This window comes from Bifidobacterium sp. LH_449 (assembly GCF_056356755.1).
The window spans coordinates 80548-99528 of sequence record NZ_JBKEUV010000002.1 but is presented as its reverse complement, the minus strand read 5'-3'; the positions used below and the strand labels follow the sequence as shown (position 1 = coordinate 99528).

Annotated in this window: 19 protein-coding genes; 4 read left to right on the top strand and 15 right to left on the bottom strand. The window is 54.6% G+C overall.

Going from position 1 to position 18981, the window contains the following annotated elements:
* Window positions 1–1881: a translation elongation factor 4 gene (gene lepA, locus AC1AX7_RS02225; RefSeq protein WP_476508484.1), complete on the bottom strand. Its 1881-nt coding sequence runs from the start codon at window positions 1879–1881 to the stop codon at window positions 1–3.
* A 156-nt stretch (window positions 1882–2037) separates the two neighbouring features.
* Here lepA and rpsT point away from each other — a divergent pair, with 156 nt between their 5' ends.
* On the top strand, window positions 2038–2298 hold the full coding sequence (gene rpsT, locus AC1AX7_RS02220; protein WP_476508483.1) for a 30S ribosomal protein S20: 261 nt from the start codon (window positions 2038–2040) through the stop codon (window positions 2296–2298).
* Between the two features lie 106 nt (window positions 2299–2404).
* Here rpsT and AC1AX7_RS02215 read toward each other — a convergent pair whose 3' ends face one another.
* The 8 genes from AC1AX7_RS02215 to AC1AX7_RS02180 all read right to left on the bottom strand — a co-directional run bounded on the left by AC1AX7_RS02215 (window position 2405) and on the right by AC1AX7_RS02180 (window position 11903).
* Window positions 2405–2779 carry an immunity protein YezG family protein gene (locus AC1AX7_RS02215; RefSeq protein WP_476508482.1) on the bottom strand — a complete coding sequence of 125 codons (375 nt, stop codon included), beginning with the start codon at window positions 2777–2779 and terminating at the stop codon, window positions 2405–2407.
* Window positions 2776–3420 (bottom strand): DNA/RNA non-specific endonuclease, encoded by a 645-nt coding sequence (locus AC1AX7_RS02210; protein ID WP_476508481.1) that lies wholly within the window; start codon window positions 3418–3420, stop codon window positions 2776–2778. The genes AC1AX7_RS02215 and AC1AX7_RS02210 overlap by 4 nt, the downstream gene beginning before the upstream one ends.
* Window positions 3421–3436: 16 nt before the next feature.
* Window positions 3437–6964, bottom strand: coding sequence for an ATP-binding protein (locus AC1AX7_RS02205; protein WP_476508480.1), 3528 nt, complete (start codon window positions 6962–6964; stop codon window positions 3437–3439).
* A gap of 47 nt (window positions 6965–7011) precedes the next feature.
* Entirely contained in the window at window positions 7012–9555 is a 2544-nt protein-coding gene (locus AC1AX7_RS02200; RefSeq protein WP_476508479.1) for a dynamin family protein, read from the bottom strand.
* A gap of 101 nt (window positions 9556–9656) precedes the next feature.
* A complete protein-coding gene (locus tag AC1AX7_RS02195) occupies window positions 9657–10430 on the bottom strand; it encodes a trimeric intracellular cation channel family protein (RefSeq protein WP_476508478.1) in 774 nt (257 codons plus the stop codon).
* Between the two features lie 240 nt (window positions 10431–10670).
* On the bottom strand, window positions 10671–10826 hold the full coding sequence (locus tag AC1AX7_RS02190; RefSeq protein WP_476508477.1) for a Txe/YoeB family addiction module toxin: 156 nt from the start codon (window positions 10824–10826) through the stop codon (window positions 10671–10673).
* A 301-nt stretch (window positions 10827–11127) separates the two neighbouring features.
* Window positions 11128–11355: a hypothetical protein gene (locus AC1AX7_RS02185; protein ID WP_476508476.1), complete on the bottom strand. Its 228-nt coding sequence runs from the start codon at window positions 11353–11355 to the stop codon at window positions 11128–11130.
* Window positions 11259–11903, bottom strand: coding sequence for a hypothetical protein (locus AC1AX7_RS02180; RefSeq protein WP_476508698.1), 645 nt, complete (start codon window positions 11901–11903; stop codon window positions 11259–11261). Before AC1AX7_RS02180 ends, AC1AX7_RS02185 begins: the two co-directional genes overlap by 97 nt.
* A 1040-nt stretch (window positions 11904–12943) precedes the next feature.
* Here AC1AX7_RS02180 and AC1AX7_RS02175 point away from each other — a divergent pair.
* Window positions 12944–13132 carry a hypothetical protein gene (locus AC1AX7_RS02175; RefSeq protein ID WP_476508475.1) on the top strand — a complete coding sequence of 63 codons (189 nt, stop codon included), beginning with the start codon at window positions 12944–12946 and terminating at the stop codon, window positions 13130–13132.
* Between the two features lie 479 nt (window positions 13133–13611).
* Here the strand turns inward: AC1AX7_RS02175 and AC1AX7_RS02170 are convergent, their stop codons facing one another.
* The 4 genes from AC1AX7_RS02170 to AC1AX7_RS02155 all read right to left on the bottom strand — a co-directional run bounded on the left by AC1AX7_RS02170 (window position 13612) and on the right by AC1AX7_RS02155 (window position 15901).
* The gene (locus tag AC1AX7_RS02170) at window positions 13612–14868 is read right to left on the bottom strand and encodes a HipA domain-containing protein (protein ID WP_476508474.1); all 1257 of its coding nucleotides are present in this window, start codon (window positions 14866–14868) and stop codon (window positions 13612–13614) included.
* The gene (locus AC1AX7_RS02165) at window positions 14865–15206 is read right to left on the bottom strand and encodes a hypothetical protein (RefSeq protein ID WP_476508473.1); all 342 of its coding nucleotides are present in this window, start codon (window positions 15204–15206) and stop codon (window positions 14865–14867) included. The genes AC1AX7_RS02170 and AC1AX7_RS02165 overlap by 4 nt, the downstream gene beginning before the upstream one ends.
* A 221-nt stretch (window positions 15207–15427) precedes the next feature.
* Window positions 15428–15568: a hypothetical protein gene (locus AC1AX7_RS02160; RefSeq protein ID WP_476508472.1), complete on the bottom strand. Its 141-nt coding sequence runs from the start codon at window positions 15566–15568 to the stop codon at window positions 15428–15430.
* 120 nt (window positions 15569–15688) lie between these two features.
* Window positions 15689–15901 (bottom strand): hypothetical protein, encoded by a 213-nt coding sequence (locus AC1AX7_RS02155; protein WP_476508471.1) that lies wholly within the window; start codon window positions 15899–15901, stop codon window positions 15689–15691.
* On the opposite strand from AC1AX7_RS02155, the gene AC1AX7_RS02150 reads away from it, so the two are divergent.
* Together AC1AX7_RS02150 and AC1AX7_RS02145 are read left to right on the top strand one after the other, a co-directional pair.
* Window positions 15900–16400: a hypothetical protein gene (locus AC1AX7_RS02150; protein WP_476508470.1), complete on the top strand. Its 501-nt coding sequence runs from the start codon at window positions 15900–15902 to the stop codon at window positions 16398–16400. The genes AC1AX7_RS02155 and AC1AX7_RS02150 overlap by 2 nt on opposite strands.
* Window positions 16401–16443: 43 nt before the next feature.
* The gene (locus AC1AX7_RS02145) at window positions 16444–16704 is read left to right on the top strand and encodes a hypothetical protein (protein ID WP_476508469.1); all 261 of its coding nucleotides are present in this window, start codon (window positions 16444–16446) and stop codon (window positions 16702–16704) included.
* A 60-nt stretch (window positions 16705–16764) separates the two neighbouring features.
* Here AC1AX7_RS02145 and AC1AX7_RS02140 read toward each other — a convergent pair whose 3' ends face one another.
* On the bottom strand, window positions 16765–17013 hold the full coding sequence (locus AC1AX7_RS02140) for a hypothetical protein (RefSeq protein ID WP_476508468.1): 249 nt from the start codon (window positions 17011–17013) through the stop codon (window positions 16765–16767).
* 781 nt (window positions 17014–17794) lie between these two features.
* Window positions 17795–18922 (bottom strand): branched-chain amino acid aminotransferase, encoded by a 1128-nt coding sequence (locus AC1AX7_RS02135; protein ID WP_476508467.1) that lies wholly within the window; start codon window positions 18920–18922, stop codon window positions 17795–17797.
* Window positions 18923–18981 lie beyond the last annotated feature (59 nt).

Here is an 18981-nt window from a genome sequence, read left to right as displayed (position 1 = left end):
TCAGCCTTCTGTCTTCTGCGCGGCGCGGATCTTGTCCTTCGTGTCGCGGTCGTTCGCACCGTCGTCAGTGGAAAGCGCGGCGATGAACGCCTCCTGCGGCACCTCGACATGGCCAAGCATCTTCATGCGCTTCTTACCGGCCTTCTGCTTCTCCAACAGCTTGCGCTTACGCGAGATGTCGCCGCCGTAGCACTTGGCAAGCACATCCTTGCGCAGCGCGCGAATGTTCTCGCGGGCGATGATGCGCGAGCCGATCGCGGCCTGAATCGGAATCTCGAACTGCTGGCGGGGAATCAGCTCGCGCAGCTTCTTCGTCATCATCACGCCATAGCTGTAGGCCTTGTCCTTATGCACGATGGCGCTGAAGGCGTCGACCTTTTCGCCTTGGATCAGAATATCGACCTTCACCAGGTCGGCGGACTGCTCGCCGTCCTCATGGTAGTCGAGCGACGCATAGCCCTTCGTACGGCTCTTCAATTGGTCGAAGAAATCGAAGACGATCTCGGCGAGCGGAATGCGGTAGTGCATTTCGACACGGTCGGTGGAAATGTATTCCATCGTGCCCATGATGCCGCGGTGATCCTGGCACAGGTCCATCACCGCGCCGATGAACTCCTTCGGCGTGATGATGTCGGCGGCGACCATCGGCTCGATGATCTTCTTGATCTTGCCGTCCGGGAATTCGCTCGGATTCGTGACGCGGTGCACGGAACCGTCCTCGGCGGTGACCGTGTACGGCACGTTCGGCGCGGTGGAGATCAGGTCAAGATTGAATTCGCGGCTCAGGCGCTCGGAAACGATCTCCATGTGCAGCAGGCCGAGGAAGCCGCAGCGGAAGCCGAAGCCCAACGCGACCGACGTCTCCGGCTCGTAGATCAGCGCGGCATCGTTGAGCTTAAGCTTGTCAAGCGCTTCACGTAATTCCGGATACTGCGCGTTGTCGATCGGGAACAGACCGGAATACACCATCGGCTGCGGGTCGCGATAGCCGGCAAGCGGCTCGGTCGCGCCGTCCTTCGCCGAGGTGATCGTGTCGCCGACCTTCGACTGGCTCACATCCTTCGCGCCGGTGATCACATAGCCGACCTCGCCCGCGCCCAGCGCCTTCGTCGGCGTCATATCCGGGCTGATGACACCGATCTCGATCGGATCATGCGTCATGTCGATGCCCATCATGTGCAGCTTCTCGCGGGACTTCAGCTCACCGTCGACCATACGGATATAGGTGACGATGCCGCGGTAGGAGTCGTAGACCGAATCGAAGATCAAGGCGCGCGCCGGAGCGCCCGGATCGCCCGTCGGCGCGGGCACGTCCATGACGATGCGGTCGAGCAGTTCCGCAACGCCTTCGCCGGTCTTGCCGGAAACGCGCAGCACGTCGGACGGGTCGCAGCCGATCAGGCCGGCGATCTCCTCGGCATGCTTGTCCGGTTCCGCGCTCGGCAGGTCGATCTTGTTGAGCACCGGAATGATCGCCAGATCATGGTCGATGGCCATATACAGGTTGCTCAGCGTCTGCGCTTCGATGCCTTGCGTCGCATCGACCAGCAGCACCGCGCCTTCGCATGCCGCCAATGCGCGGGAAACCTCATAGGTGAAGTCGACGTGGCCCGGGGTGTCGATCATGCCCAGCGTGTATTCGGTGCCGTCGAACGTCCACGGCACGCGCACGGCCTGCGATTTGATGGTGATGCCGCGCTCCTGCTCGATATCCATACGGTCAAGGAAACGGTCATGCATCTCACGTTCCGGCACAATGCCCGACAACTGCAGAATACGGTCCGCCACGGTGGATTTACCATGATCGATATGCGCGATAATGCAGAAATTGCGGATCAGCGACTGATCGGTGTATCCGGGCTGATTATGCTGCTGGCCCACGCCATCCTCCTCATATATACTGCGTAACGGAATGATTTTAGCCGCAGCCGTGGGCATCCGCGTGGCGACACTCCTGAAGTCGCTGTAGTTTATCCGCGTACCGTGTTATCATATTCGCTTGTATGTCCTTATATGTAAACGTCGTTTGGAGAAATAGTGGCAAACATTAAGTCGCAGAAGAAGCGCGTCCTCACCAACGAGAAGGCGCACAAGCGCAACGTTATGGTGAAGTCCGCCCTGAAGACCGCGATCCGCGCCACCCGCGAGGCCATCGCCTCCGGTGACAAGGCCGCCGCCGAAGCCGCCTTCCAGGTTGCTTCCAAGAAGCTCGACAAGGCTGCGGGCCGTGGCGTGATCCACAAGAACCAGGCCGCCAACCGCAAGTCCGGTCTGGCTGTGAAGATCAACGCCATGTGATCTGACTGAATAAGTCGCTTCTATGATTTGTCTCCGCAGATCCTCTCGGATCTGCGGGGACAAATTTGTTTGCGGCGATGATGCCGCGTTGTTTGGGCGAGCAGCGTCACACCAGATACTGCTTCTTCCACTCCTGCTCGTACTCGTAGGCGGTTTCGGACAAGTCCTCGTAAGAAAAATCCGTATGCATGTCGCCGGTATCGTCGACCACCATCGTCATCGTCGTCCACTCGCCTCCGGGCGCATCCTTTCGTGCCGGCGCGACGAATTCATTGATGCGATTGAAGGATGCAAGCAATTCAGTATCGGACACGCCGGCAAGATCGTAACATTTGCGATACACGTCTGCCTGCTTGACGAAGAAGGCGATGGTATACGAGGCCTCCCCATATTCAAGGTAGACGACCAGTTTTTGCCAATCCTGCGGCAGATACTGTGCCAATTCGTCAAGAATGCGTTGGTAGATTGTTTCGTCCATCATGGCTGCTTCCTCTCATTCGAGAACGTAGTTATAGTTTTTTCACCGTCGATAGAATATGTGGCCGTGAAGCTGGTAGGACGTTTGGAATCATCCGTATATACCGGCTCCACTTTCAGATATACTTCCTTGCCAGCCTGAAGCGCTCCGACAAGTTTGTTTTCCATTTTCTTGTAGTCGCTGAGATTCAGGTCTTTATTCATCGGCACAAGATTCTCTATGCCATCGCTGCCTCCGAACAGGCGTCCGAATATATGACCGCGTTGATCATCTGGCAAATCCGAACCATTTGCCACTGCTTCCATATCATCCATATTACGATTTTTGAGTCTCTCCGGTAATCTGAGTTTTCCGAACACGGTTTTTGTTCGGCCTAACTCATCCGTTTCGTAGTTGTACCCATTACGGGTGAACTCCGCATTCGGCTTGAGCTGGTTGCCGATGCGATACACCTCGCCATTGTCGTCGGTATAGACCTTTCCCTTGGTCATACGCTCCGCCTCGGCCGCATCATGCGGAACCGAGGATTCGACATTGGCTACGGCTTGTTCGACGCCTGCATTTTGCTCCGGTTTTTTGACATCCAGCCGCTCCGACTGCCGATTGGATTCTTCGGCGTCAGAAGCATGATGTATTTCGCTCATACTGCTGCTTCTCCTTTCATGCGATGTGGCTTCGGAAATCCATGAAGCGTTGCAGATACTCTCCGTATAGGGCATCTCGCCACACCTGTTCGCGCGTCATCAATTCGATGATGCGGTCGACTTGTTCGCGGGAGAAATCGTCGAGAGACGGTTTGATCTCCTCAAGCAGATGATTTTCCCATTCCTCCGGCTGCGTATATCGGCTGGTCTTCTGGTAAATCGGCGCCATATCGAGGAATTCGTATGCAAGCCGCCCGAAAGTCGAAGAAAGTTCCTCGAAATTCCGAGCATCGGCATTCAGATAATCCATGAATCCGATTTTGACTTTGGTACCCAATCGTGAGGCGAGAACATCCTCTTTCATGCGCAGCAGATCATTGCGATCATCCATGCCGAACAGCAGTTTGCTCATCAGCGAATACAGCAAAGCGTCCTTCAAGGCTTTGTCTTGATTATTGGAAGACGGCGATGAAGAAGGTGTCGGCGTGTACGCCTCTCCCCCATCATGCCGATCGATTTTGCATAATACCGGCTCGACCCATTCGTTCTGATATATGGCGGCCACGCCTCTCGGCAATTTCGCCAGCTGAATTATCTGGTCCTCGGTGAGATTCGCCGCTTCGCCGACCAGTTTTCGATCGGAGAAATCCGGCAACCGCATGATGATCTTCGTGTTGGTGTTGCGAATGACCGAAGCGTCGAGCAGACCGGGCGCCTGATCGGCGATGATGAAACCTTCGCCGTATGTGCGCATTTCCGCAATGGCATTGGACAACATCTCCACGCTTGCGCCACGCAGGTCGCCGCCATCGGCGGAAGCGGAAGGCGAGGTTCTGCGCAGCAGATTATGCGCTTCTTCCAGAACGGTCAGATGGCGAAGCGGCGTGTTCATGCCGACGTGTTCGGACATGCGGTGCTCCTGCAATTGCAGTACCAGTATGCCCATGATCAGCGATTTCGTCTCATTGGAACCGACCCTGCTCAGATCGACGATCGCATTATGATTGAACAGCTGTTCGACGTCAAGCTGTTCACTGGTGAAGATCAAACCGTTGATGCCATTGCATAGCGATTGCAGACGGGTGAGCAGCGACCCCTTGTAGGCGCCCTTGTTGTCGCTGTCATATTCGCTGTCGTCGATTATGCTGCGCACACATTGTGCGACGTCATCGAATGTCGGATATAGACGTTCGCCATACGAATTGGTGGAATTCATCAGATTCCACCCGCACTCCTCGTAGGCGCGCTCCACAGCCTGTTTCAATACCGCAGGCATGGCGGCATACATCGGCCAACAAACGTTGAAGATTTCAATCAGACGGTCCAGATGTTCCAGAATATGGATATCCGAGGGGAACGAGAACGGGTTGAGATGCAACAGCGGCCCCATCGCAGGATTCGTGCCATAGACATTCACATCCGGATCCATGCCGAATACCTGTTTGTACTCGCCTTTCGCCGGTTCAATGACCAGAAAAGAGACGTGATGCTGCCGGGCTTCCTCAAGAATCGTATATACGGTGTTGCTTTTGCCTGATCCCGTGCTGCCGGTGATGAACGTGTGCGCGGACAATGACGCTGTATCCAGCTGCACCGGAGTCGGCTCCATACGGTTCATATGGAAGATGTGACCTATGCCCAGACGGTCGTGTTTGGAGGCGAATGCGTCATCGTAGGTGGAGATGCTGCGCCCGAATCCGGCGCATTCGAGAACGGGTAGGCCCGGAACGGAATGTTTCGGAAAATTCAGCGAATAGGCCAGCTCTTTGCCCGTCAGCATCGCAGTTGCGGTTGCGCTCGCCGGGTAGGCTGCGAAATCCGAGACTTCGCCGTCCTCCCCCTGTTCGAGGATGTCCGGCCTGAGACCAAACAGCGGGTGGCGAAGATCACGCAGATACGAGTAGATGGTCTGCGCACCGTCATCCTGTTCGGGCATGTCGCCACGCCACACGTTGACCGCGGAAGCCGACATGAACGATCCGTCGCCTTGCGTCAGCGCCAGATAGAAATGGGCGACGTTATTGGCGATGTTCTGGTCTTCGCTTAGCACGTACGCCGCAAAATCCCACATGCCCAGCGCCGAGCCGAAATCCATGCGCTTCATCTGGGATTCCAACAATTGGAGGGCATGTTTGATGCTGTAATTCGTGAAATTCTGGCTGATGCTTTCGCTTTTGCCGATGGTCGCCGTCACATTCGAAGTGCGCGCGAAGCCGAGACCGAAGTTCGCTCCGACATTCAAAGCCTTGGATGCCGCATTGGTGATCGTGTTCGCGGCGTTCACGGCGAGTCCCAACGTATTGTTGATGGAATGCGCCACATTGTTGGTGACGGCATGGGCAAGGGAACTCCCCTGCGCATGGCTTATGGAGTCGGAAACCGTTTGCGTGAGGCTTTCCCCGACCGTTGCGGTATCGGTGTAGCTTCCTCCGATTCCGATGCTGCCGATAGAATTCCCACCACCACTAAGAGACGCATTCGCGTTCACGCCCACGGCCGTGCTATCCGACTGCGAACGCCCGATGCTGCTGCCCGTACTTTGCCCGGTCGTGTCGGTGTATTGCGTGCCTGCCGTATCGGAGGTACCGGCGCCTTCCGTATATCCCTGCGATGTTCCCGATGACTGTGTCGTGCCGGTGCTGCTGCCGGTGCCCTGCGAACTGCTTTGCTGGGTTCCTGCGCTGACACCGACGTTCACGCTGACAGTGGCCGACGATCCGATGGAATTGCTCTCATTGCAGGTGAACTGCGTACTCCATGATTCATACGGTTTCAGTGCAGAATACAAGCCTTCCAAAACGGTTTTCCGCTCTTTGACATCCGCTATCGGCGTCGCCAACAGAATAAGCGTATAGTCCTGCTCCGCGGTATCGGGTACGATACCGTCCAATAGTTTTTCTATGGTCTGGCTGACGAATTTCTCCGATTTTTCCGTGGGGACATTCGATACGGCTGCCACGGAATATGCGACGTCATCATCAAGACACGGCAATTTTCCCGACTGCTCGGAATCGGCCCACTGCGCTCCGGGGAAATTGCCCGCAAGAGCTCCGGCAAGCAGGTGCCTATACCTGCGCACGTCGACATTGTTGTCGGCATTCCATGTATTGACGACGGCAAGATAAGCCTGTGTCGCATCGTGGGTGCGGTGGAACACCAACGCGATGTTGCAATGTTCGCCCGACAGTACTTCATACACGTTGACGAGCTTTTCCAGACTGTTCTCGTTCTTGTCCGTCACCCATGAGGTGATGTTGAAGAAACGAATATTGCGTTCGCGGTCAAACGGTTGCTCGTCACGTACCGGAACGTAAAGCTCGTGCAACTGTTCGAGATATGCATGGAATATTTCGATGCCGCTTGCCGACAGCAGCCGTTTGGTCAGCTTCTGGGCGGTCGGATCCATGGGATCCGGCTTGAGCTGCAGATATTCCTCGCGTTTCCGTTCAACGTCGCGCAATTGCTCCGGGCTCAACGACGCGGCTCGCGCCACGGTGTCGGCCGCTTTTGCTCCGACATGCGATATCATCTTGCCGATTCCCATGATTCTCTCCTGCGTCCATACCTATGTCAGCAACGATGCCGGTAATCTCAGCGGTCTGCCCAGGCCATCAGTTCGGCGATATGCCGTCTCTCATCGTTGATCTGCTGCCATTTGCCTTCCAGCTCGGCGATTCGCTTTTCCAAATCGCCGATGGCCTGGTTCTGGCTGCGAAGACGAGGATTGTACTCTTCTATATTGGCGGTGATATCGTCCAGCAACCCCTGAGACCAATGATGGAAACCAGCGGTATGCTCTCCGCTCAGATCGGTTTGCACCTGCTTTAGCCAACGTTGAAGTTCGTTGTTGTATATTTGGACGATCCGTCGTATATCCAAACCGTCGCTGAAGAACTTCTGCAACTTGTACCTGTTGAAGATCTGGCTGAGATTGTCGCTGAAATCCATCGCCCGATGCCGAAGAATGATTTCGTTGATTTCCATGCGTTTTTCTTCGGTCAGCTTTTCGGAGTCCATGACGATCGCGGACAATGCAGCACGCAGCTGAGCGGTACGATCATTCCAGAATTCCTGGGATTTCTGGTCGAGCGATTGGCTCACGTGATCTCTGGCGTCAGCGAATTGCGATCGCACTTGCGCCAATAAATCGTCGGAAGCTTCACGGTCGACGATTTTCTGAGTATTCTTCAGTTCACTGAAATTCCTGATAACGTTGTGCGCGTCGGCGGCGAGATCCGACCCCATACGTTTCACCGCGTCAAACAATTGATTATTGGCCGCATCCGCAAAATTGCCGGCCAAATTGTCTTTCAAGGCCTTGCAAGCATCGTCGACCTGCCTTTTCCGGTCTTCGACATGATGCTCGCTCGTCTGCAGTTCGAGGAACCGCTTCTCCGCTTCTTTCAGCCTGTTCTCGCTCGTTTTTAGGATTTCTTCCACTTCGGAAGCATGCCGGGTCATCTCATCCGGATATTCGGCATTGAAATTGTTCTCCAATTCATCACGACGCTGCTCCAACTGCTCAATCAGCATCCTCTTATCGCGTTCCATGTTCGCACGCACCGCATCACGTGTTTCCGCCTGCTGATTTTTCGCGTCTTCAATGGCCTGCTTGGTCGTTTCAATGGCCTTGTTCAAGAACAGTTCCGACTGTCGGCACTTATTGTATGGCGCATACTTGTCGGCGAACGTGACGATGGCCTGCTCCACCGAATACAGGCCGCTATTGGCATACAGCAGGTTGCTTTGCGCCTCAGCGGACTTCACGTATTCCCGGCGAATCTGCTCGGGAAGAATATCGTAATGATAGAGCTGCTTGTAAAAACGCGATTCGGGATTGGTGTATTTGTTCTGTTGATCCTCGTAGATTTCCGCACTGTGCTTGTCGATGAAATCGCCGCCGTTCTTTGCGCCCAAGCCCATCACCGACGACAGGAAGTACACGCCGCCGGAATACAGCTTGCGTGGAATGGCCAGATTCAGGATGCGCTTGCGTCCCTCATCCGTTTTTCCATCGGCGTTTAACGCCGCGGCGTCGGCTTTGTTCACGATAATCATCGTGAAACGGTTGTCCAATTCCTTCAGCCCGTGAATCTCCTGATACAGCCTGTCATTATCGGTGCTGTCCAACGTATCGTATTCGCAGACGAAAATCGGCAGGCCGTTCGACAGATTCCGCATGGCGTCCTGCAGCACCTGATAATGCTTCTCATTGGACGCGGAATTCGAGCCCGGCGTGTCGAAGATAACGAATTGACGCAACGACATCTCCGCATAATTGTCGCGAACGAACGGCGTTTCAATGCTGATCAGATCGGAAATGGAATCATCCGCCGTCGCATTCGCTTCCTGATTGACAAACGTCAGAATCGTATGAAGCTTATGCCTGATCGGCGTTTCATTCAGGCTTTCGCACAGGTCGCGAAGTTTGTCGAGGAAATCACATGAACTGGATTCCGTTCTGACATTGCAGGTGACGTCGGTGAATTCCAAACGAACGCCGGTGCTGTTGTACTGGAACGAAATCAATGCACGATCGCTTTGCAGCGATTGCGAAATCCTATACACTTTCGCAGTGGTCGGCTCATCGCTGCTCGGCAACAGCTCATAGCCGATCAAAGCATTGATGAATGTGGATTTGCCCGAACTGTAGTTTCCGATCACGCAAACCGGTATCGTCTCATTGGACGCCTCGGAGAACTTCCTCAGATCCTGTTGTATGTCGCCTTTCTGAAAACTGCTGTCAGTGAATACCAGCTCGAGTCTTCTGAACGTTTCGATGACGTCGGGCAGAATATCGCGGGCATTCTCCAATACTCGCGACGAGCGTTCCGCTTTGACCTGCCCCGCATAATCCTCGCTGTTGCAGATCGCTGCGAGTTCGCGGAATTCATCATCCGTGCCTTCGAATACCACGTCGACGGCTTGCTGCCCGTCCCCATATTCGTCCAGGATGATGTCGACGATCTGCTTCGCCTTGAATGGGAAAAATCCGCTTCTGAATTCGTCGCGCAGCAGTTTGCTGCCGGCATTGTTCTGGACATTGATGTCCGACCACTCTCCGGTGGACGCATTCCCGCTTTGGAATGTGGTCTGCTGTCGGTAAGCGTCGCTGATTATCTTGACCGCGGTCATTATCGTTCTCTCCCATATGTCTGACGGCAGCATTAATCCTATCATCACGAATATGCGGTTCCAGGTATGCGGGATAGGGTATTTCTGTCTTTTCTTCCGGATTATTCTTCTTTGATCACGGACGAGACCGTCTCGGCTTCCCTTTCCTTGCCGGCACCGGTTATGCGCAGATTCGTATCGGAACGCTTCAGATACGGCAGGTCGCTCGGCAGATATGTGTGATGACGCTCCATCGCGCCCGGCAGCATGATGTTGAATTTGACGGATAGAAGTCGCATCGCGACGACGATTGCGACGATGGCGATATCGAGCGCCATTTCCATTTCGAAATGGATATAGCCGGCGTTCATGCCCTTGCATACGAGCACCGTCAGCACGGACCCCACTGCGGAAGGAACCGCATACCAGTGCTTGTCACGAATCACCATCGGCACTTCGTTGATCAGCATGTCGCGGATCAGGCCGCCGCCGAGCGCGGTGAACATGCCCATGAACGCGGCCGTCATGCCGGATGTGCCCATCATCATGGCCTTCGTCGTGCCGTTGACTGCGAACATGGCCACGGCCAGCGCGTCGATCGTCAGCATCGACCATTTGAGCTTGTCCACTTCCGGATGGATGACGGCGATGAGCAGGCCGGAGACCAACGCCGTAAGGACGAATCCTTTATCGGCGATGCCGACGGGAGGCAACGCGCCCAACATCACGTCACGGATGATGCCGCCGCCCAATGCGGTCAGCCATGCGGTGATCAGCATGGCGAACACGTCATAATTCTTCTTGACCGCGGACAGGCCGCCCATCAGGCCGCTGCAGAACACGGCCACGTATTCGACGCCCATGAGAAACGCATTGCTTTCCAAAGCCAATTCCATGAGCCGTTCTTCCTCCTCGTTGTACCGTGTCTTTCGTTGACATGTCTGCGCCTATTGCATTATCGCTGCATCAGCCAATGAAAGAGCTTACAACGATATGACTCATGTCAACGCCGAATTTCGCGGTATGCCGGTTTTGAATGAACACTGCGATTTCTTGAGAAGGATGCCAAGTATCTGACATCTGACGTACTACGTCGTTTTTTCAGACTGTGGCAGCGAGATGGCAGGAGAATCACTTCAGACGTAATGGTCGCGAACGGACAGAATCAGTAATTCGTTGTCTGTCACCGTATAGATCAAACGATTTGCGGAGTCAATCCTCCTTGACCAGGCTCCACTAAAATCCCATCGCAAAGGTTCAGGCTTACGATGCCTCTCGGGATCATAGGCCAAAAGTGTGTCTGGTTGTATGCCCTTAACCTATCACGGCCGCTGCCGTATTGTTTCATGCTGCCGAGTTTCGCATCCATTTATGAGGTCTGGGACGGAGTCGCACCTCATGATTGGTTGGAACAGGCCCTCTTTCGCGACCATTCGTGAGGTGCACCCTCGTCATGGACCTCCGGATTGGACGCTTTGAATCGGGAGCCGCTGATAACGGCCCGACATGCCGTGCGGCAATAAGCGTCATGGCGGGATATGGGTCAGCCTAGAAGGCGAATCATATGTCAGGCCGCTGAGACCGCATTTCTCATCACTCTGCTTGGGTGGGATCCGTTCGGTTCCACTCCTCCAGCCAGCCGATTACCGTCATGTCGGCACGCATGTACCACGCCCCCAACAGCTGGTTGAACCGGGTGCGATCAGGTTCTTCGACGGGTACACTCAGCATGAACCGCGACCGTTCACGGATGAGAAGACCGTTGGCCGCCAGCAATGCGGTTCTTTTATTTCCATCGCCGAACGGCTGGGCTTTCGCCATGCGCGCGAACAGGAGGCTCGCCTTTGATAGAGGGGACCGTTTTCATTTGCAGCTTCGGCCAGCCACATCTTCAATATCTTCGGATCAGGGACGGGCGGAACATATATGCCTTCGGGCGCGCTCGCTTGTACATTCTTTGTCGTACGAATCAGACCGGGTTCTATGGCGGCAGTGCGGGTCATCATGCCGTTGATACTAGTGAACCATGCTAAATCGAACGGGCGGGTGGCGTAATCATAGCCGATGACATATTGGGAGGCGTCCCGTAAGTCGCAGAGCAGGGCGTAGTCGCTACGCGAGCCAAGGACGCGGGGATTGCCGGTGCGGAGAAAAACTTCGATGGCGAGACGGGTCGAATTCAATCCGTCAAAGGTGACGCCCATTCGGTACAGGAGACGCGCCAGTCCCTTGACCGTCTTGATGCCGGCTGATTCGACGGATCTAATCAAATCATTGTTTTCGTCTGACATATTCGTGAGACGGTTGCCGTGAGATATTCCTTTTGTCCCTTTCGGCTGATTCGATATCACGATCTCCTCTTTCCGCATGTTTTCCTCTCCGATTCTACGGCCGATACAAGATTGCTGGTTGAATTATGCTGGATCCACGGAAACGGTGGAATAAAAAGACGTATATGCAACCCGTCTTTTCAGTGCGGAATATCAGCAGACTTTTCCATTACTTTTATGTTGGATGATTACTATTTGCAAAGATGTTGTTACTTAAAAAGTCGTTTTTTCTTTTGTTTCCTCGGTAAAATCTATCCACGTAAATTCCAACTTTGTGATACCCCTTTTGTTCGTAATAATGATTCAATTTTTCATTATCAACGGAACAGTCCAATCTTGTACATTGTTTTTCATTTTGCAAAGCCATCTTCTCGATGTAATTCAGCAGAACCCCGCCGGCTCCCCTAACTGTCGTATCCGTTACCAGATTATGGATATAGTAGGCCGGAATCATATCAGTTGAGAATTGGCATCTACCTCTCTTGATAGCCTTGACAGGCTATCAAGAGAGGCCATTTTCTGCGGTTTGCGAGTCTTTTTACAGGTAAAACGGGACGGGAAACCCGCCCCTGCAGCAAACTGTTTTGCAATCGGAACGGCTATCATGTCCGTTCTTATTGAGAATTAGCGAAGATGTTATAACGCTATACATTTCGAGACATGCCGCAGAAGAATGTTTTAGCTGCTTATTTTCTTGTGTTCATAACTAATTCGCCCGGGCGAATCCTCGAATGGAAAAGGTCTTTGCAATTATTGATTGTAAAAACCTTAGATAATTCAGACTATCTAACTGAAACGAGCGTCAGCAGACCTTCCACGCTTATAATGCGCCCCCTTCCCCGCATTTTCGGTCGCCGGCATGAGGTATGGAATCTTTGACAGCAAGCGGTGCAAGTATGGGGAAACGGCGGTATTCCGCCGAGGAACGGGACCGGCCGGACATGATGCGGCATACACGGGCATGACCCTTTGATGTCGAATGACTTCTCCTTTCCCCTTTGAATCGCCTTCGCTGTATTTTGTGGTATTCGAACATGTAATGTTCCCGAGCACGTCCTCGGGACGCATACAGGGAAAGCATGAACGAACAAAACATTACAGATATCATGGAAACAGCCAACAAGGATATTCTCGACGAGATCAGGCTCCTCACGCTCGTCCAAGCCTCACGAATAATCGGCGTATTGAAGGCACGCTTGCCGGCTGGGGATTCCAGCGAGTCAACCTCCCCTACGTCCGTGTCGGCCGCCATGTCAGATACAGGCTAAGCGATGTACGTGAATGGATACGACTGAAGACAACGCCAGCAGCGGGGATTGCCGGATGAATCAGAACATGGGAGCATATGGACTGTTTCGGGAAACCGATGGAGCAACCTGGCTTCCGAACGTCATTTCATCGGAGGATGGAAACGAGCGCGGACGGTTGTCTTCATACGCGTCGTTGGGAATCCGCCGATTTGGTCATGGTCTCCCGCGTATTGGCATGGGCGTGAGCGTTCCTTACTTCGATGATTCGAAGTAAGGAACGCTCAGATATCTTTGACATCTGACGATCTGAGCATCCGATTCTAGGCCTCGTCCTCTATTGGTTTGCAAAGCAGATGGGCGTACCTATCGGGGCCACGCCGGTGTATTTCACATGCTCCGGGCGAAACCGGCGTAGACAAACGGCTGTGGTTCTTCCCTGCCCGTCGGCTCGTCAGATCGCTTCTCACATATATATTTCCGCCCATCATCCGTTTTGCCTACACGCTATCCGATTCAGAAGGCGAAATGTCTTCATGCAACGGTTCCATGCGCGCATTCGTCTCATTGATTTCATGAAGCAGCACGTCACGGATTTCCGGCGGCAGACCTGAATACGCTTCATCCGCGCGATCCAATATGCGACCGGCGATACTGCGCGCCAAATATACGATACGTTCCTCATCCAACCCGTTCTCGCGAGCAAGACTCCCCCAATGTGAGGGCGTCACCTGCCGTGCTCCGGTCGCGCCGCCGATTCGCATAGGCAGTGCGCGACTCACCCATGGCCAGTATGTCGTCGTGACCACGTCATACATGGGTGTGAATCCGATATGCTCATTATCTAGGAACAGGGAGTAGTTCTTCGCGTGCGCATCCGTGTTCCCGACCGACACGTTCAGCGCCAGACGTTCCGCAAACTCGTATGACAAGCTATCCGTCGAATCGACGGAGTGAAGAAGTCGGAACACGTCACGAGCCTTCACACTGTACTTGTCCCGTCCCGATAACCCCAATGCCTGCATCAAATCCTCCGTATGAACGCGACGGATACGGCCGTCAGGCATTTTTCGTCGGTCGAAACGTTCCGTAATATATGCTTCCTGATCGCAAAATCGGATAAGTCCGGCCTCGGCGGTGGGAATCCCGCATAAGCGAGACAGTCGCATGGTAGCTGCCTCCACCAAGTCCGCATCACGAGTACCATGCAGCCGGTCGCCATGCTCGCCTTGGGCGGCAGGCTTGAGAATATGCGTACTGGGCATGGACATGTCCGATTCGGCCCAACGTGGTCCGATGCGTGTCATAGAGAACTTCGCCTGATTGCCGGCCAAGGAGAAGCGTGCCGCGCCGTCATACTCCCACCAGTCGGACGGATTGCGCCGTAGCTTGTCGATGCGACGGGCGATGTCCTGATCCGTCAGGAACCTGAATGGTTGCTCTTCGATTGCAGGCAAGGTGTCTGCTCGTGTGAACACGAGTCCGCCAGCTGTGTCGGTTTTGTCCAATAGGCTGAAAAGCGACAGGTCCTGCGCTTGAAGCGTGGCTTTCATGATTCGTCTCACCTGCGGATTATCCGGCAGCAGATTGTCAAGGAACAGTTCCGGCGCACGCCGCTTCCATGCGCCTTCGATTGGCAATGACAAACTGATCGGCGTGACGATGCCCGAATCATACATGAAGACAATGGTTCCATCATTGTCTTCGAAATGGCCAATGTGACGCTCTTCCCTCCAAACGTGCAGAATGTCGCTCATTGGAGTCTCACGTCCGCTGGTACTCGCGTCAGTTCATAGCCCAACGCTTCGCTGAATTGAAAGGCCTCCAGTGCAGTGTAGTCCCCGTCCGTCAGAAGCGTCTGTACGCGTTTTAATGGGAGACCGGTTTTTTGAGCCGCCTGTTCTATACTGAGCTGCTGCTCTTCGAGGATCGTCTGCCATTCTTGGCTTAACTCGTCACGAGTGGTGACATATATGGCGGGATATTTGATTCGCTGTCCGCGGGCGATTGCGTTGTTGACCCATTCAGTGTTCATCGTGTCGGGATGGAATTCAAGCTCCGTGCCTTCCCATGATGACCATTTGTTTTTCTCCATTGGAATCGAGCCTCCTCCCCCGATCTTTGGTTCACCGTCGATTCCTATGATAGGTGTACCCAATTAGGGCACGCTATAACGTGTTTACGTTGCGCAGAATCAGCCGAAGCATTTGCGCAGGCGTAGAAGCATGTAGCCGGTCTTCTTCGCCTGATGGCATGAATTAAAGGCCGTCCTCCTTCCCGGTTTTTAGAAAATGAGGACGGCCTTATTGTTTAATCTCAATCGGCCGATTCTACGGACTGGATGCTCCCGCCAAAGCCCGTCCGGTATTCCCATCCGCCGCTGGTGAACGTCGTCTCCTTTTCGCCGCGTCCCATGTTGCCGATCGTGTCGACGATCGGGGTGATTTTTTCATGCATCCGGTGAACGCGTCGCTTCGATGCCCTAGGCCTTTGCGATGTTCGTTTTCATTTCGAGATTGCGGATGGCGAGCGCGCTCATCCGCTCCACGTCAACGTTCAACGCCTGCTGGCAGCGGATCATGACGCTGATGGCCGCAGGATAGGGCTGATGTCGGTCTCCCGGCTGATAATCGCGCACATTTCCATGATCTTACGGTTGATGTCGTCCGGTATAGTTTCGGCTTTGGCCGGCAGTCCGGTCAGATTCTCAGCCAGCTGCTGATTACGTAAGTTGTGGTCGTATCTGCAGCCGAAGTTGTCGTTTTGGCTTGCGTCGAATTCGAATCGCATGGTTCCGCATCCTTTCCTGCCGCCGCGTCTTCGCGCCGAGGGAATGCGTCCCGCGCTTTTCTTGGATGAAGGTTCTTTGAAAAAAGAGTCACTCGTCTTCCAACAGTTCGCGCGGCAGGCTTGTATGCCCGTCGGGACCCGGCTCGTATTTGACTCGTTTCGGCCGACGTCGGCGGACAGTCTGCAGCGGCTTCGTCTCTTCCGTAGTAGTCGGCTGGCCTTGCAGGTCGAGTTGTATGGCTTGCGGGACATGCTCCAATACTTGTTCGACGGCGAGCCGGCGCATCCGTTCATGTCCGTCCGTCGTCCACCGTTCGACGCGGAGCCATATCCTGTATCGGTCATGCGGGTGGAGGCTGACGGTTCCGTCTTCGATCCGCCGTTGGCAGGCTTCGCCTTCGAGGACGACGTTACAAATGGTGTCCCCGTCATTGATGCGTCAGCGCATCGGCTTGGTGAACGTGAGCGCCTCCACGCGGACGGTCAGGGTCTCGCGTAGGGTTTCGACGGAGCGATGGGCGGAACCCGGCCGCAAGCAGACGTTGAAGAACGACGATCGGATCGGACGATACCGTGACGGTCAGAAACGTGTCGCCGACGTTTCGGATCCGCACATCATCCCGCACGCCCGCGTCTGCCTCCGCACGACGGATCATGGTCAGGACCGCGAACAGGGCCGGGTTGAACACGACGAATCACGCCTCATGATCATCCGCAGTGGGACCTTGGTATCGGATGGTGAAGTCGGCCATGATTTCCTCCCTCGTTCTTATAATATGAAAGCGGCAACAGGAATCCGTTGACTGATTGAATGCACAGCAACAATGCTGTGAAATCTCAATGACCGGAGAAGATGCGAATGATCAGTATATCGGCTGATCGATGCCATCCCTTTCCGCATGGGTTTTCCCATCCGAACGGATGACCGCATGATAATCCAGCCAATTGGTGAAACGATGCAGGTCATCCGTCTCGTAATAGTTCAGCAGTTCCGTACGGAATTCGACATCCATGCGTTGAGGCGGAAGTACGAACACTCCCCTTCCGCTGTGGATGAGCATATGGTTGGCGGCGAGGACCGCGGGCCTTTTATTTCGGTTGAAATCGGCCATTCGGATCATCAATATTTCCCAAACGATCTACTGGCATTCTTGAAGCTCCTTTGCCGTTAATGCGCCCGGTGCAAGCGCGACGCATTCGTATTCGAGTTTACTGTCATCCTCGGGAAGAATACCGTCGGCAGGCGGGGTGAACATGCCGGCATTTTCATGGACGAGGGCATGCGTGACGCTTACCACCGCCAAGGGAATGCTAACCTTCCATAAATATCGGAGCTTTCCCAACGGTCAATCATCGGGCATTTTTCGACAGCTGACCGTTTGACGTTCAGCATGTCTGCATACGCATTCAAGTCGTTTATGGTCAATGCATCGGTTCGGGTTTCCAGCATTCGCTTCCATGCTCGCCACATGCCATAGATGAGTACCGTTTCGTCAACGGGGCGCCCTGGTGTCGTTCATTTATAGTTGACGGCGTTATCGACAACTCCGAAAGGGATGTCGCTGCGTAGCAGTCGAAGGGTACGCCATATCTGGTCCGAAGCGTAGTTATAGGCGATAGACCATGACGGATTCAGCGAATCATATGTTCGTGGGTTCGTTCATGTCCTCCCCTGTCTCCGATTTGGAATTGCAAATCGCAAACATCTGAACTGCCTTTCATTTCTCGGACAACAGGAAATGAAAGGCAGTTCAGATTGAATTGCAGTGCCTCACCATTTTGCCAGCGGTCCACGTCATCTGCAGATTGCGCGTAAACGCCGTCAGAAAATGAGATGATGAAATCATACGAAAAAGGCGGGTATTTAGCCCGCCTTTTTCACACAGGATTACCTCAGCACACCTTCCACATCCAATTGTGCGGATCTTCGATCTCGCCAAGCTGGATGCCGAGCAGCTGGTCGCGCAGGGCAAGGGTGAATTCGCCGGAGCCGCCGTCGGCGACGGTCACGTCGAACTTGTCGGACTTGAAGCGGCCGATCGGCGTGATGATGGCGGCGGTGCCGCAGGCGAACACTTCGGTGACTTCGCCGGACTTGATGTCTTCCAGCAGCTGGTCCAGAGCGATCATCGTCTCGACGACGTCACGGCCGTCGTCCTGGATGAGCTGGATCAGGGAGCGGCGGGTCACGCCCGGCAGAATGTTGCCGGTCAGCGACGGGGTCTCCACATGGCCGTCCTTATGCACGACCATCATGTTCATGCCGCCGAGCTCTTCCAGATAGGTCTTGGTGGCGGCATCCACGAAGCACACCTGCTCGCAGCCGTTCTCAATGCCCTTGTACTCGCCGAGCAGGGAAGCCGCATAGTTGCCGCCGCACTTGGCGAAGCCGGTGCCGCCAGGGCCGGTGCGGAACCACTTGTCTTCGACCCAGATGCTCACCGGCTTCACGCCGCCCGGGAAGTACGGACCGGACGGGGAGGCGATCACGCAGTATTCGACTTCCTGCGGGGCACGCACACCCAGGAACGGTTCGGAAGCGAACATGAACGGACGCATATACAGCGTGTATTCGCGACGGGACGGAACCCAGTTCACATCACGCTTGACCAACGCGGCCACGGAGCCGATGAAATCGTCGATCGGCAGTTCCGGCAGGTACAGGCGCTTGGCAGAGTTCTGGAAACGTTCGGCGTTCGCATCCGGGCGGAACAGCCAGGTGGAGCCGTCGGCGTGACGGTAGGCCTTCAGGCCTTCGAAGCATTCCTGCGCATAGTGCAGCACGGATGCGCCCGGATCCATCTTGAGCGGCGCATACGGTTCGATGCGGCGGTCGGTCCAGCCTTCGCCCTTCGTCCAGGTGATGTGCGCCATGTTGTCGGAGAACAGCTGGCCGAAGGCCGGCTTGTCGATGAGTTCGGCACGCTTGGCGTCGGATGCCGGATTGTCGTTCGGCAGCACGGTGAACTTTGCGGCGAGCTTGTCCAGTTCAGCCGGATCGTGATGATTCTGCTCAGTCATTGTCACTTCTTCTTATTGCTTCCGCCGCCCATGCGGCGGCGTATACGTTCTTATTATTC